This window comes from Enterobacter cloacae complex sp. GF14B (assembly GCF_004136805.1).
Lineage (GTDB): Bacteria > Pseudomonadota > Gammaproteobacteria > Enterobacterales > Enterobacteriaceae > Enterobacter > Enterobacter hormaechei_C.
The window spans coordinates 1-14,503 of sequence record NZ_QFRV01000091.1 but is presented as its reverse complement, the minus strand read 5'-3'; the positions used below and the strand labels follow the sequence as shown (position 1 = coordinate 14,503).

Annotated in this window: 15 protein-coding genes and 1 pseudogene; 7 read left to right on the top strand and 9 right to left on the bottom strand. The window is 56.0% G+C overall.

Going from position 1 to position 14,503, the window contains the following annotated elements:
• The 7 genes and pseudogenes from DD606_RS21290 to nfsA all read right to left on the bottom strand — a co-directional run.
• Positions 1 to 331, bottom strand: a pseudogene (locus DD606_RS21290) (putrescine ABC transporter permease PotI); the annotation flags it as partial.
• Positions 328 to 1,281 carry a putrescine ABC transporter permease PotH gene (gene potH / locus DD606_RS21285; RefSeq protein WP_003858381.1) on the bottom strand — a complete coding sequence of 318 codons (954 nt, stop codon included), beginning with the start codon at positions 1,279 to 1,281 and terminating at the stop codon, positions 328 to 330. The pseudogene DD606_RS21290 and the gene potH, both read right to left, overlap by 4 nt.
• 9 nt (positions 1,282 to 1,290) lie before the next feature.
• Positions 1,291 to 2,424, bottom strand: coding sequence for a putrescine ABC transporter ATP-binding subunit PotG (potG, locus tag DD606_RS21280; RefSeq protein WP_017693732.1), 1,134 nt, complete (start codon positions 2,422 to 2,424; stop codon positions 1,291 to 1,293).
• 143 nt (positions 2,425 to 2,567) lie between these two features.
• The gene (gene potF / locus DD606_RS21275; RefSeq protein ID WP_022650689.1) at positions 2,568 to 3,680 is read right to left on the bottom strand and encodes a spermidine/putrescine ABC transporter substrate-binding protein PotF; all 1,113 of its coding nucleotides are present in this window, start codon (positions 3,678 to 3,680) and stop codon (positions 2,568 to 2,570) included.
• A 350-nt stretch (positions 3,681 to 4,030) separates the two neighbouring features.
• Positions 4,031 to 4,507, bottom strand: coding sequence for a YbjN domain-containing protein (locus tag DD606_RS21265; protein WP_003858385.1), 477 nt, complete (start codon positions 4,505 to 4,507; stop codon positions 4,031 to 4,033).
• A 63-nt stretch (positions 4,508 to 4,570) separates the two neighbouring features.
• A complete protein-coding gene (gene rimK, locus DD606_RS21260) occupies positions 4,571 to 5,473 on the bottom strand; it encodes a 30S ribosomal protein S6--L-glutamate ligase (protein ID WP_129259083.1) in 903 nt (300 codons plus the stop codon).
• 64 nt (positions 5,474 to 5,537) lie between these two features.
• Positions 5,538 to 6,260 carry a nitroreductase NfsA gene (gene nfsA / locus DD606_RS21255; RefSeq protein ID WP_003858388.1) on the bottom strand — a complete coding sequence of 241 codons (723 nt, stop codon included), beginning with the start codon at positions 6,258 to 6,260 and terminating at the stop codon, positions 5,538 to 5,540.
• A 185-nt stretch (positions 6,261 to 6,445) separates the two neighbouring features.
• Between nfsA and DD606_RS21250 the strand changes: the two genes are divergently transcribed.
• Positions 6,446 to 6,715, top strand: a complete 270-nt coding sequence (locus tag DD606_RS21250) for a GrxA family glutaredoxin (protein WP_006809455.1) — start codon at positions 6,446 to 6,448, stop codon at positions 6,713 to 6,715.
• A gap of 30 nt (positions 6,716 to 6,745) precedes the next feature.
• Here the strand turns inward: DD606_RS21250 and DD606_RS21245 are convergent, their stop codons facing one another.
• On the bottom strand, positions 6,746 to 7,120 hold the full coding sequence (locus tag DD606_RS21245; RefSeq protein WP_017384878.1) for an inner membrane protein YbjM: 375 nt from the start codon (positions 7,118 to 7,120) through the stop codon (positions 6,746 to 6,748).
• A 274-nt stretch (positions 7,121 to 7,394) separates the two neighbouring features.
• On the opposite strand from DD606_RS21245, the gene DD606_RS21240 reads away from it, so the two are divergent.
• From DD606_RS21240 to arsC, 4 genes are all read left to right on the top strand, one after another.
• Positions 7,395 to 9,080 (top strand): aspartate:alanine antiporter, encoded by a 1,686-nt coding sequence (locus tag DD606_RS21240; protein ID WP_032610193.1) that lies wholly within the window; start codon positions 7,395 to 7,397, stop codon positions 9,078 to 9,080.
• 488 nt (positions 9,081 to 9,568) lie between these two features.
• The gene (locus DD606_RS21235) at positions 9,569 to 9,889 is read left to right on the top strand and encodes a metalloregulator ArsR/SmtB family transcription factor (protein WP_045332572.1); all 321 of its coding nucleotides are present in this window, start codon (positions 9,569 to 9,571) and stop codon (positions 9,887 to 9,889) included.
• Positions 9,890 to 9,929: 40 nt separating this feature from the next.
• The gene (locus tag DD606_RS21230; RefSeq protein WP_045347186.1) at positions 9,930 to 11,219 is read left to right on the top strand and encodes an arsenic transporter; all 1,290 of its coding nucleotides are present in this window, start codon (positions 9,930 to 9,932) and stop codon (positions 11,217 to 11,219) included.
• Between the two features lie 12 nt (positions 11,220 to 11,231).
• Entirely contained in the window at positions 11,232 to 11,663 is a 432-nt protein-coding gene (gene arsC, locus DD606_RS21225; RefSeq protein ID WP_045347188.1) for a glutaredoxin-dependent arsenate reductase, read from the top strand.
• A 21-nt stretch (positions 11,664 to 11,684) separates the two neighbouring features.
• Here the strand turns inward: arsC and DD606_RS21220 are convergent, their stop codons facing one another.
• Entirely contained in the window at positions 11,685 to 12,236 is a 552-nt protein-coding gene (locus DD606_RS21220; protein WP_023315709.1) for a TetR/AcrR family transcriptional regulator, read from the bottom strand.
• Positions 12,237 to 12,318: 82 nt separating this feature from the next.
• Here DD606_RS21220 and DD606_RS21215 point away from each other — a divergent pair, with 82 nt between their 5' ends.
• Positions 12,319 to 13,533, top strand: a complete 1,215-nt coding sequence (locus DD606_RS21215) for an MFS transporter (RefSeq protein ID WP_058672684.1) — start codon at positions 12,319 to 12,321, stop codon at positions 13,531 to 13,533.
• Positions 13,523 to 14,335 (top strand): Cof-type HAD-IIB family hydrolase, encoded by an 813-nt coding sequence (locus DD606_RS21210; protein ID WP_022650681.1) that lies wholly within the window; start codon positions 13,523 to 13,525, stop codon positions 14,333 to 14,335. Before DD606_RS21215 ends, DD606_RS21210 begins: the two co-directional genes overlap by 11 nt.
• Positions 14,336 to 14,503: the final 168 nt, after the last annotated feature.

The following is a 14,503-nucleotide window of genomic DNA, read 5'->3' as shown; positions in this document are numbered from 1 at the left end:
CCAGCGGGGCGGTGATCATAAACGCAAAACCATTTGCCCCGCGGAAACGGCCAAAGCGCACCATCACCAGCGCGGCAATCGTGCCCAGCACGCAGGCCATCGTCGCCGCCAGCGCCGCAATGGTCAGGCTCAGCCCCACCGCGCTCATCATCGCATCATCGTGGAACAGCTCGCTGTACCAGCGCGTCGACCAGCCCGCCCAGACGGTGACCAGCTTAGAGCTGTTGAACGAGTAGATCACCAGCATCAGCATCGGCGCATAAAGGAAGGTAAAGCCGATAATCAGGATCGCAATTCGCCACGGGGAGCGTACTACCGGTAAGTTGTTCATCCGTGGTCTCCCATCTGTTTCTGCTGATGTTTATGGAACCACATGATCGGCACGATCAGCAGCAGTAACATGACGATCGCCACCGCCGAGGCCACCGGCCAGTCGCGGTTATTGAAGAACTCCTGCCATAGCACGCGGCCAATCATGATGCTGTCCGGGCCGCCGAGCAGTTCCGGGATCACAAACTCCCCGACAGCCGGGATAAACACCAGCATCGATCCGGCGATGATCCCGCCTTTGGTGAGCGGCACAATGACGCTGAAGAAAGTCTTCAACGGGCGTGCGCCGAGATCCAGCGAGGCTTCCACCAGCGAGTAATCAATACGCGTCAGCGCCGTATAGATCGGCAGCACCATAAACGGCAGATAGGCATAGACAATCCCGATATACACCGCAAGGTTGGTATGCAGGATCGTCAGCGGCTGGTCGATCACCCCAAGCCACAGCAGGAAGTTATTCAGTATGCCGTTATTCTTCAGGATCCCCATCCACGCGTACACGCGGATCAGGAACGACGTCCACGACGGTAAAATGACCAATAGCAGTAAAATATTTCGCGTCGACGGCTTGCTGTGCGCCACTGCCCACGCCAGCGGGTAGCCCATCAACAAGCAGCAGATCGTAGAAATAGCCGCAACCTGTAACGACTGCAAATAGGCTTCGAAATAGAGCGGATCGTCGGTCAGTTGCAGGAAATTACCGAGGTTTACGGTCAGCGTCAGCTGCCCGTCGGCCCACTCCCACAGATCGGTATACGGTGGGATCGCCCGCGCCATCTCCGCCAGGCTGATCTTAAAGACGATCAGGAACGGCAGCAGAAACAGCAGGATCAGCCAGATATAGGGCATGGCGATGACCAGCTTGCGGCCATGCGCCATCTGTATGCGCGCCAGCCAGAGCGCGAAACCGCCCGGTTTTTTGACGCGGGCTGGAGGTTCAAGTGTACTCATGACCGCTCCTTATACCGTCAGGACTACGCAACTGTCCGCATCCCAGCAGAGGCTCACTTCGTCGCCCCAGGTTGGCTGTCCCTTGCGATACCGGTGTTCGTTCTGTAACTGGGCGCTGAGCATCTGGCCGCTTTTCAGGCGCACATGGTAAATCGACAGATCGCCGAGATAGGCAATGTGCACCACTTCGCCCACGGCAAAGTTATAGCCATCTGCGGGTGGCTCATCGCATAGCATGATTTTTTCCGGGCGCAGGGCAACGTAAACCGGCACGTTGTCCACCACGGAGTTATCAGAATCAACCTTCAGCGGGTGCACCAGCCCCGGCGATTCAATCACCAGACCGTCGTCCTGGCGTTCCTTCAGCAGCCCTTCGAAGACGTTCACCGAGCCGATGAACTCCGCGCTGTAGCGGGTTGTCGGGTGTTCGTAAATCTCTTCCGGCTCGCCGATCTGCACGAACTTACCGCGATTCATGATCGCAATGCGCCCGGCCATGGTCATCGCCTCTTCCTGGTCGTGGGTCACCATCACGCAGGTCACCCCCACGCGCTCGAGGATATCCACCACTTCCAGCTGCATCCGGTCGCGCAGCTTTTTATCCAGCGCGCCCATCGGCTCGTCGAGCAGTAATAATTTTGGACGCTTCGCCAGACTTCTTGCCAGCGCCACGCGCTGACGCTGGCCGCCGGAAAGCTGATGCGGCTTACGCTTCGCAAACTCCTGCATATGCACCAGGCTCAGCATCTCCGCCACGCGCGCGGTGATTTCGGCTTTCGGCAGTTTGTCCTGCTTCAGGCCGAAGGCGATGTTCTGCTCGACGGTCATGTGCGGGAACAGGGCATAGGACTGGAACATCATGTTGATGGGCCGCTGGTACGGCGGCACGCTGGAGAGGTCTACCCCATCCAGCACGATCTGCCCGGCGGTGGGCTGTTCAAACCCGGCCAGCATGCGCAGCAGGGTCGATTTACCGCAGCCGGATGCGCCAAGCAAAGCAAAAATTTCACCTTTGTAGATCGTCAGGCTGACATCGTCCACGGCATGCTGGCCGTCGAAGGATTTGGTGAGGTTACGAATTTCAAGAAGCGGGGTCAGCGCTTTACGGACTTTCGCCTGCGGGCGGGGGATCGCGTCATTCACGGGGTGCTCTCCGGCATAGATCAACACTGGTGCAAACGCACCGTCAGGGTGCGCATCGCCGGGCGGCGCTAACGCTTGCCCGGCCTACGGTATTTGTCGGCCCGGTAAGCGACGGCGCTACCGGGCAACGATATCAAACGCCGTTACTTACCACTTTTCACCTTGGTCCACGCGCGGGTACGCACACGGTCAATTTTTGGTTCCTGCACTTTCAGGGTGAAGAGCTTGGCAAACACATCGGCTGGCGGGTAGATCGCCGGATTATTGCGGATTTCTTCGCTCACCAGCGGCTCGGAGGCCTTGTTACCATTGGCGTAGTAGACGTGGTCGCTGATGTGAGCAATCACGTCCGGACGCATCAGGTAGTTGAGGAACTGATACGCTTCCTCTTTGTTTTTCGCATCAGCCGGCATCGCGAAGACGTCGAAGAACGCCAGCGCCCCCTCCTTCGGAATGAAGTAGGAAACATTCACGCCGTTTTTTGCCTCTTTCGCGCGGTTCGCCGCCTGCCAGACGTCGCCCGCCCAGCCGATGGCCACGCAGATATCCCCGTTCGCCAGGTCGTTGATGTACTGAGAGGAGTGGAAGTAGCGAATATTCGGACGCAGCTTCAGTAGCAGGTCGGTCGCCGGACCGGTGTAGTCGTCGGCCTTGCTGCTGTTTGGATCTTTGCCGAGATAGTTAAGCACGGTGGCGAAAATCTCTTCCGGCGCATCGAGGAAAGAGACGCCGCAGCTTTTCAGCTTCTCGAGGTTTTCCGGCTTCAGCACTACGTCCCAGCTGTCCAGCTTGACGTCCGGGCCCAGCGCCGCTTTGACTTTATCCACGTTATAGCCAATACCGGTGGTCGCCCACAGGTAAGGCATCGCGTATTTGTTGTCCGGGTCGTGCTTCGCCACCAGCTTCAGCACGTCCGGATCGAGGTTTTTCCAGTTCGGTAATTTGCTCTTGTCCAGCGGCTGGAAGACACCGGCGGTCAGCTGACGCTCCAGGAAGCTTGCCGACGGCACCACCAGGTCGAAACCGGTGCTGCCCGCCATCAGTTTGCCTTCCAGCACTTCGTTGGAATCGAATACGTCGTAGACAACCTTAATGCCGGTCTCTTTTTCAAAATTGGCGACGGTATCCGGCGCAATATAGTCAGACCAGTTATAGACGTGCAGCGTTTTTTGTTCCGCAGCGAGCGTGCCGGCAGAGACGGCCATCAGAGCACCCGCAACCAGACCCGATAACCATTTTTTATTCAAGGCGATCATATTGTTATTCCTTCTGAAAGTTCGTTAACAAACGAACCAAATCTGTGCAGCCTGAAGATATGCAATAATCATGCATAGTTTGTCGCTCTGCCCGAAATAAAATACCCCCCTCATCCCGGCAGGTTCCGCTCGCTTTTTTAAGCACCGCAAGAATAACTGTAGCCCGTGTCTCCGGCTATAGCCCAGACGAAAAAACGCCTTTTATCAATTTTTTATGCAGATTATGTCTACGTGATAAGCCGAAACGGCCGGAGAGGAGGTGAAAAATTCTTTAAAGAAAGGTTAAAAGCAGCAGAAAAAATGGTGTTATGCAGCCGCTCTGGCAGCGACTGCGCAAAAGTCAGACAGGCTTAGTGGAGAAAATTGGGAGATGCATCATTATTCTCGGCGTCATCTTCCGCGCTATACAGCAGGTGATGTGCGTTGGCTTCCATCATGACCATGGAAATTTGCTCTTCGCTCAGGCGCATAAACCAGGCGAACTGCTTGAAGGAGAGCCCCGCGCCGGAGAATAAAGACTGGCAAACCACCAGCTTTGGCAGATTATCATCCTGTATGTCGAGAAACGCTTTCACCGTCAAAGAACTGGCGTTGATCGCTGACAGATCGGATGCCAGCGCCAGCAGCGCGGACGGCTTTACTTCAGCCAGCGCGGAGAAAAGGATCACGTCGTTAATCAGATCGATTTTGGCATCGAAAATGCCGTCGAAATTTTGCATGTGAGGCAGATGCAGCGCCTGGCAGGAGTCGCATTCGAAGAAAGTAATACCGGCATCATCGAGCCATTGACGTAACGTATCCAGTGTAGGTACGACCTGTAAATCCATCGCAGTGCAGCCTCTTAAATAAAAACGTTGTCCAGATTACGCAAAAAGTGCGCGCCGATCCATTTAACCGCCCGTTTTCAGGCAAAATCCCGGCGTCGCATGGCGTTCAATCCATGCGATCATTTTACCTGCAATATCGACGCCTGTGGTTTTTTCCACCCCTTCCAGCCCCGGCGAGGCGTTAACTTCCATCACCAACGGCCCGCGGTCGGCACGCAGCAGATCGACCCCCGCCACGTCCAGGCCCAGCGTCTGCGCCGCTTTCACCGCAATCTCACGCTCGCGCTCGCTGATAAGGGCCACCCGTGCGATACCGCCGCGGTGCAGGTTAGAGCGAAAATCGCCCTCTTTCGCCTGCCGCTCTATGGCGGCCACCACTTCATTGCCCACCACAAAGCAGCGGATGTCGCACCCTTTAGCCTCTTTAATATACTCCTGCACCAGAATATGGGCATTCAGACCGCGAAACGCATCGATCACGCTTTCCGCCGCCTGACGCGTCTCCGCCAGTACCACTCCAATACCCTGCGTACCTTCCACCAGCTTAATGACCAGCGGCGCACCGCCCACCATGTCGATTAAATCGCTGGTGTCGTCCGGGGAGTGAGCAATCCCGGTGACGGGCAGATCGATCCCCTGGCGCGCCAGCAGTTGCAGCGAGCGCAGCTTATCGCGGGCGCGGGAAATCGCCACGGATTCATTGAGCGGATAGCTTCCCAGCATTTCAAACTGGCGCAGCGCGGCCGTGCCGTAATAGGTGACCTGGGAGCCAATACGGGGAATTACCGCATCAAAATGCGGCAATTTGCGGCCTTTGTAATGAATCGACGACGCCGCAGGGTCGATGTTCATATAGCAGGACATCGGATCGAGGATCTCAACCTGATGTCCGCGTTTCGCCGCCGCTTCTCGCAGGCGTTTACATGAATAGAGCGTTCCATCCCGGGACAATATGGCAATTTTCACCCTGCACCTCTCTAAAGACATGGTAAAAGCCTGCCTATCATACACGAGGAGCAGGAGGAATGGACTACCGCGTTGCCCAGCCCTGTTTGTGCAGGTAGTCGAGAATGAACGGGCGGTTCTCCTTGATGATGGTGCGACGAATATGGTCGCTCCAGGTGTCGCGGCGGTTGTTGCTGTCGCGCGTCAGATAGTAGTTCGCCAGCTCTTCATCGTATTGATGCAGAACGTCCTGGTCGACCGGCTGGTAGTGGTTTTCATGCACCAGCATCGCAGCAGGAATGCGCGGCTTCAGATCCGGGTTATCCGCCGGCCAGCCGAGGCACAGACCAAACAGCGGCAGCACGTGTTTCGGCAGCTTCAGCAGTTCCGTCACGCTTTCGATGTTGTTACGCAGCCCGCCAATATAGACGCCGCCAAGCCCCAGTGATTCCGCCGCCGTGAACGCGTTTTGCGCCATCAGTGCCGTATCCACAACGCCCAGCAGCAGCTGTTCCGCCAGCCCCAGCTCGGCCTCAGGACAGATTTGCAGGTGACGGTTAAAATCGGCGCAGAACACCCAGAACTCAGCCGCCTGGGCAACGTGCTTTTGTCCGCCCGTCAGCGTTACCAGCTGCTCACGCATCGCCGGATCGGTGATGCGGATAATGGAGCTGCACTGCAAAAAGCTGGAGCTGGAGGTACCTCTTGCGCTGTCGATGATCGCGTCCCGCTGCGCCTGGGTAATTGGCTCATCGGTGAAATGGCGAATGGAACGGTGGGAACGAAGCAGGTCAATGGTTGGCGTCATTTTGTCTCTCTTTGTGTTGCGTAAAACGTATGGCAGCCAGTATAGGCAATGATCCACCTGATGTAATTGGCGAAACATAGCCTGACTGTATCAAAGTGACAGGTGAAACCTTCTTTCCATGACGGCAGGTTATCGTGCACTATAGGCGCTATTCGCCGTCAGGCTTGTTTTTTGAGGAGAGAGAAATGTTTGCAGTAATTTTTGGTCGTCCAGGATGCCCTTACTGTGTGCGCGCGAAAGAGCTGGCAGAGAAACTGACTGAAGAGCGTGATGATTTCAACTTCCGTTATGTGGATATCCACGCGGAAGGCATCACTAAAGCCGATCTGGAAAAAACCGTGGGTAAACCGGTTGAAACCGTGCCGCAGATCTTCCTCGATCAGAAACACATCGGCGGCTGCACCGATTTTGAGGCCTACGCCAAAGAACACCTGGGCCTGTTTGCGGCTCAGTAATGCGAAGACGCCCTCACCCTGAGGGCGTTTTTATTTACGGTGCTTCCGCTGTTGCAGCAGGCTGCGCGTAAATAAGAAACAGAGCGCGCCCAGCGCACACCAGAAAACGCCACTCAGTAGCCACGCCACTTCCTGCCAGACGCTTCTCGACGAGAGAAACAGCACGCGCATCAGAAGCAGGCAGAGCGGGGCCGCAAGCATTGCCCCAATAAGCGGCATCACCACCTCGCCTTTACGTGAGAGAAAACCGGCTACTACCCCCGGCAGGATGAAGAACAACAGGCCCAGCTCGGGATGACCGGACGCTCTGAAGGCGCCTTTCACGTTAAAAGCGAGTGACATGCAAACGACCGTAAACAGCAAAAAACAGCTGATTACGCCAGCCCAGTTTCGTTTAAAGTTCAAACTATCCTCCTGACTTATCTCTATCAAATACAAAAATCGTCCGGTGGACGCCCAGTCAGATAAAGCAATGCGGCAATCCTTGCCAAAGCACGCACAGAAGTCGTGCGATAATAGGTGGCTGTCGGTAGCTATTACGATTAAACTAACCGACTGCTAGTGTTTAGGGTATTTATCAGGAAGCAGGGAGATGCAAAGTGATTCCCTGACTCTGAAAACAGTAGCCCAAATAGTCCTTTCATTCAACAACTTACTGGTAAACAAGAAGTTAGCCTCCGTGAATATAAACGTCGCAGACTTGTTAAATGGGAATTACATCCTGTTATTATTTGTGGTACTGGCGCTGGGCCTTTGTCTGGGTAAATTACGCCTGGGTTCAGTTCAACTTGGTAATTCCATTGGCGTTTTAGTCGTCTCCCTGTTATTAGGTCAACAACATTTCAGTATTAACACGGACGCGCTTAACTTAGGTTTCATGCTGTTTATTTTTTGCGTAGGCGTGGAAGCCGGTCCGAACTTTTTTTCCATTTTCTTCCGAGACGGCAAAAATTACCTGATGCTGGCGCTGGTGATGGTCGGCAGCGCCCTGCTGATTGCGTTAGGGCTGGGCAAGCTGTTTGGCTGGGACATCGGCTTAACGGCCGGTATGCTGGCAGGCTCGATGACCTCCACACCGGTGCTTGTCGGCGCGGGCGATACGCTTCGTCATTCTGGCATGGCCGGCACGCCGCTTTCCTCCGCGCTGGACAACCTGAGTCTGGGCTATGCCCTGACCTATCTGATTGGTCTGGTGAGCCTGATTGTTGGCGCGCGCTATCTGCCAAAACTTCAGCATCAGGATCTCCAGACCAGCGCCCAGACCATCGCCCGCGAGCGCGGCCTGGACACGGACTCCAAACGTAAAGTTTACCTGCCGGTGATCCGCGCCTACCGCGTCGGGCCGGAGCTGGTTGCCTGGACCGACGGGAAAAACCTGCGCGAGCTGGGGATCTACCGTCAGACCGGCTGCTACATCGAACGTATCCGTCGTAACGGCATTCTGGCAAACCCGGACGGTGACGCGGTGCTCCAGATGGGCGATGACATCGCCCTTGTTGGCTACCCGGACGCCCACGCGCGTCTCGATCCGAGCTTCCGCAACGGGAAAGAGGTGTTTGACCGCGACCTGCTGGACATGCGTATTGTCACCGAAGAGATTGTGGTGAAAAACCACAATGCCGTGGGTCGCCGTCTGGCACAGCTGAAGCTGACCGACCACGGTTGTTTCCTCAACCGCGTGATCCGCAGCCAGATTGAAATGCCTATCGACGATAACGTGGTGCTCAATAAAGGCGATGTGTTGCAGGTTAGCGGCGATGCCCGACGTGTTAAAACCGTTGCCGACCGTATCGGCTTTATCTCAATCCACAGCCAGGTGACGGACCTGTTAGCCTTCTGCGCCTTCTTCATTGTCGGCCTGATGATCGGGATGATCACCTTCCAGTTCAGCAACTTTAGCTTCGGCATTGGTAATGCAGCCGGTCTGCTGTTCGCCGGGATCATGCTGGGCTTCCTGCGAGCGAACCATCCCACCTTCGGCTATATCCCTCAGGGTGCGCTGAACATGGTGAAAGAGTTCGGTCTGATGGTCTTTATGGCGGGTGTCGGCTTAAGCGCCGGGAGCGGCATTGGCAATGGCCTGGGTGCGGTCGGCTGGCAAATGTTGGTTTCCGGACTTATCGTCAGCCTGGTACCGGTGGTGATCTGTTTCCTGTTCGGCGCTTACGTGCTGCGCATGAACCGCGCCCTGCTCTTCGGCGCGATGATGGGCGCGCGCACCTGCGCACCGGCGATGGAGATCATCAGCGACACCGCGCGCAGCAACATCCCGGCACTGGGGTATGCGGGCACCTATGCTATCGCTAACGTACTGCTCACGCTGGCAGGTACGCTGATCATCATCATCTGGCCAGGACTCGGATAAGTCTCAAGTTTGCGCGTGGTGAAAATTATTTTCGTTACGCGCAGAACTTTTTTATCAGGGGGCAGTCATAACTAGTGCCACTGCTTTTCTTTGATGTCCCCAATTTGTGGAGCCCATCAACCCCGCCGTTTTGGTTCAAGGTTGATGGGTTTTTTGTTGCCTTAAAAAATAAACCATTAAATTCAATCAGTTACATACATAGCATTGGGTCATTGGCGACATAATGGCGACAGATTTTTTGCATGTCAGATTTGATTCCTCAAAATCGAGCTTTAAAGCTCACCCACCTCTAATTTTTGCAGCTCCGTATGAAAGCACATAGCCGACTATCAACGCCCCAAAACACCCGGCGAATTTCATCCATGTACTTTCAAACCAGAAGAATGATCCCATAGCAAAAAGCACAGCCTGAAAGGAGATAGTTCCCTCACTCGCCACAAACATATATGATTTAATGAATATGACAAAAAACCACGCAGGATCACCCGATGCTACTCCCCATCCAGCTCTTCAAAACCCTCTCCGACGAAACGCGCCTCTCCATCGTCATGCTTCTGCGTGAGGCGGGCGAGTTGTGCGTCTGCGATCTCTGTTCCGCTACCAACGAGCCGCAGCCGAAAGTCTCGCGCCATATGGCCTTACTGCGCGAGGCCGGGCTGGTCATCGATCGTCGTGAGGGTAAATGGATCTACTACCGTCTCTCTCCCAACATGCCCGCGTGGGCGGCAACCGTTATCGATAACAGCTGGAACTGCCTGCGAGAAGAGACACGTATGAAGCTGAAAAACCGCCTCCCGGGCTCTTGCTGACCACGACACATTCACAAAAACAGATATAACGGAGTAAAAGATGTTTCTGGCAGGGGCTATTTTTCTGTTTACGCTGGTACTGGTTATCTGGCAGCCCAAAGGGCTCAGTATCGGCTGGAGCGCCACCATTGGCGCCGTGCTGGCGCTGATGAGCGGCGTGATCCACATCAACGATATCCCTGTGGTGTGGAATATCGTCTGGAATGCGACGGCTACGTTCATCGCCGTCATCATTATCAGCCTGCTGCTGGATGAGTCCGGCTTTTTCGAGTGGGCGGCGCTGCACGTTGCTCGCTGGGGAAACGGTCGCGGGCGGTTGCTGTTTACCTGGATCGTGCTGCTGGGTGCGGCCGTGGCGGCGCTGTTCGCCAATGACGGTGCGGCATTGATCCTGACGCCTATCGTTATCGCCATGCTGCTGGCGCTGGGGTTCAGCAAGCAGGCCACGCTGGCGTTCGTGATGGCGGCGGGATTTATCGCCGATACCGCCAGCCTGCCGCTGATTGTATCCAACCTGGTCAACATCGTCTCAGCGGACTTCTTTAAGCTGGGCTTTAGCGAATACGCCTCGGTGATGATCCCGGTTGATATCGCTGCGATTGCCGCAACGCTGGTGATGCTGCATCTGTTCTTCCGAAATGAAATCCCCCCCGAATATGACCTGGCAAAACTCCGCGAGCCTGCTTTGGCCATTCACGACCTGCCGACGTTCAGAACGGGCTGGATCGTGCTGCTGCTACTGCTCGTCGGTTTCTTTGTGCTTGAACCTCTGGGTATCCCGGTCAGCGCTATCGCAACAACTGGCGCGCTGATTTTGTTTGCCGTTGCTAAACGCGGGCACGCCATTAACACCGGAAAAGTGCTGCGCGGCGCGCCGTGGCAAATTGTTATCTTCTCGCTGGGTATGTATCTGGTGGTGTATGGCCTGCGCAACGCCGGGCTGACGGAGTCTCTTTCAGGCGTTCTTGATTACTTAGCCGGGTACGGACTCTGGGTCACCACGCTGGGAACCGGATTTATCACCGCCTTCCTGTCATCCATAATGAACAATATGCCAACGGTGCTGATTGGCGCGCTCTCCATTGAGGGTAGTGCTGCAACAGGGTTGGTTAAAGAGGCGATGATTTACGCTAACGTGATTGGCTGCGATTTGGGGCCGAAAATTACCCCCATCGGGAGCCTGGCTACCCTGCTATGGCTTCATGTGCTGGCACAGAAAAACATGACTATTACCTGGGGCTACTATTTCAGGACGGGCATCATAATGACGCTGCCAGTTCTCTTTGTGACGCTTGCCGCGCTGGCGCTACGTCTCTCCTTCACACTGTAATGAGTAACGGATATGAGCCATATCACTATCTACCACAACCCGGCCTGCGGCACGTCGCGCAATACGCTGGAGATGATCCGCAACAGCGGTACGGAACCCGAAATTATTCTCTATCTTGAGAACCCACCGTCGCGTGATGAACTGACCAGGCTGATTGCAGATATGGGGATTTCCATAGGCGATCTGCTGCGCAAAAACGTCGAGCCTTATGAGCAACTGGGCCTTTCACAGGGACATTTCACCGACGACCAGCTTATCGACTTCATGCTGCAATACCCTATTCTGATTAACCGTCCGATTGTGGTGACGCCGCTGGGTACCCGTCTGTGCCGCCCTTCTGAAGTCGTTCTCGACATCCTTCCGGACGCGCAAAAAGGGGCATTTACGAAGGAAGATGGCGAAGTCGTCGTTGACGCCAGCGGGAAAAAAATCTCCCGCCAGTAAGCGTAGCCGGGGTGAGTGCTATCAGACGGTATCCTCGCCCGCAATCCGCCCCACCATCACCCGGATCTCCTCCCGGGTTAACGGCGACCGGTCGGTTACAAAATGCAGCGTCATCCCCTCGATAAACGCATCCAGCGCACGGGCGGTGGCCGAATCAAACCACTGCTCAAGCGTAGTCTGGCTCATCTTCATCCAGTCCTGCATCACCGTTTTCAGCGCGGCGCTGCGGTGCATAAACGCGTATAACTGATACATCAGCGCCATATTGTGTGGCGTGGTCACGGCTGAACTGTGGATCAGCGTGGTAATGGCCTCGCACGCCCTCTCCCGCCCGGTCACCCCCGCGAAGAAATCCCGGTACTGCTGAGACATCTGCTGCGTAAACCACGTGAAGGCCTCCTCCAGAAGCGACTCCATCCCGTCGAAATAGTAGGTCATCGACCCCAGCGGCACGCCTGCGCAGGTGGCAATTTTGCGGTGCGTGACGGCATGAATACCGTGCTCAGCAATGGTGTCCAGCGTCGCCTGGAGTATCTTCTCGCGGCGGTTAGGGTCGTTCGGTGGTCTGCTCATAAAATCCTCATCCAGTTTGTGTACAAATGTACACAAAGTTGCTAGTGTTGTCGCTATTGTTGTACTTCTGGTGCTGATCCCAATGACGCTAACTTCTCCTCGCAAAGCCCTGCATCTGCGCATGTGGGCGCTGTTTATGTTCTTCTTCATCCCCGGGCTGCTGATGGCTTCCTGGGCAACGCGCACCCCGGCAATCCGCGATACGCTGTCCGTCTCGACGGCGGAGATGGGGATCGTGCTGTTTGGCCTGTCGATTGGCTCGATGAGCGGCATCCTCTGCTCGGCCTGGCTGGTGAAGCGCTTTGGCACGCGGGCGGTGATCCGCACCACCATGTGCTGCGCCGTGGTAGGTATGCTCGGTCTGAGCGTGGCGCTGTGGTTCGCCTCGCCGCTGATGTTTGCCCTTGGGCTGATGGTATTTGGCGGCAGCTTTGGTGCGGCGGAAGTGGCCATTAACGTCGAGGGGGCCGCCGTCGAAAAGGCGATGAACAAAACGGTGCTGCCGATGATGCATGGCTTTTACAGCCTCGGCACGCTGGCGGGCGCGGGCGTAGGGATGGCGCTGACGGCGCTGGGCATTGCGGCCAATGTGCACATTTTACTCGCGGCGCTGGTCTGTATTATCCCGATCCTCACCGGCATCAGGGCTATTCCCGCTGGCACAGGACAAAACGCCTCGGACGAACAGAAGACTGCGGCAAAAGGGTTGCCTTTCTATCGCGATTTCCAGCTGATGCTGATTGGCGTGGTAGTGCTGGCGATGGCGTTTGCTGAAGGCTCCGCCAACGACTGGCTACCGTTGCTGATGGTGGACGGGCACGGATTTAGCCCCACCTCCGGCTCGCTGATTTACGCCGGGTTTACGCTCGGCATGACCGTCGGACGCTTTACCGGGGGCTGGTTTATCGACCGTTACAGCCGCGTGGCGGTCGTCCGTGCCAGCGCCCTGCTGGGCGGGCTGGGCATCGCGATGATTATCTTTGTGGATGTGGACTGGATTGCGGGTGTGTCGGTGATCCTGTGGGGACTGGGCGCCTCCCTTGGCTTCCCGCTGACCATTTCCGCTGCCAGCGATACCGGCCCCGACGCGCCGACGCGCGTGAGCGTCGTAGCGACCACGGGCTACCTCGCTTTCCTGGTGGGGCCGCCGCTGCTTGGATTCCTCGGTGAGCACTACGGGTTACGCAGCGCGATGCTGGTGGTATTAGGGTTAGTCATTATTGCCGCCCTGGTGGCGCGAGCGGTGGCAAAACCGGAAGCAGAAACAACGTCAATGGAGAAGGGATATGAGCGTTAAACTGATTGCAGTCGACATGGATGGCTCCTTCCTGAGCGATGCGAAAACCTATAACCGCGCGCGTTTTCTGGCGCAGTACGCGCGTATGAAAGCGCAAGGCATCCGTTTTGTGGTCGCCAGCGGAAACCAGTACTACCAGCTGATCTCATTTTTCCCGGAGATCGCCCATGAAATCGCCTTCGTCGCCGAAAACGGCGGCTGGGTGGTGGATGCGGGCGAAGATGTGTTTAACGGCGAACTGTCGAAAGAGCACTTTCTGACCGTCGCCACCCTGTTAAACGACGTGCCCGGCATTGAGATAATTGCCTGCGGAAAAAACAGCGCCTACACGCTGAAAACGTATAACGACCTCTTCAAAGAGATTGCTGCGAAATACTATCACCGCCTTGAAAGCGTCAGCAGCTTTGACAACCTCAACGATATTTTCTTCAAATTCGGGCTAAACGTCTCTGACGACGAAATTCCGCGCATTCAGGCGCTGCTGCATGAGAAGCTTGGCGACATCATGGTGCCGGTGACCACGGGACACGGCAGTATCGACCTGATTATCCCCGGCGTACACAAAGCTAACGGCCTGCGGATCCTGCAAGCGCGCTGGGGCATTGAGGACAGTGAAGTGGTGGCCTTTGGCGACAGCGGTAACGACGTGGAGATGTTGCGCCAGGCTGGGTTTGGCTTCGCGATGGCCAATGCCAGACCGCACATTAAGGCGGTGGCCCGCTATGAAGCGCCGAACAATAATGACGAAGGGGTGCTGGACGTAATTGATAGGGTGCTGGACGGGGAGGCGCCGTTTAATTGATTCCGTGCGCTCTGGTGCCCTCATCCTAACCCTCTCCCACAGGGCTGAGGGTTCCCCACAAAATAATGCCTGCACAGACGGCCCCCTCTCCCTTGAGGGAGAGGGCTGGGGTGAGGGGGAACATACGGCTCTGGTGGTCATTCCGTTCACTTTATGTTCCTTGCTACT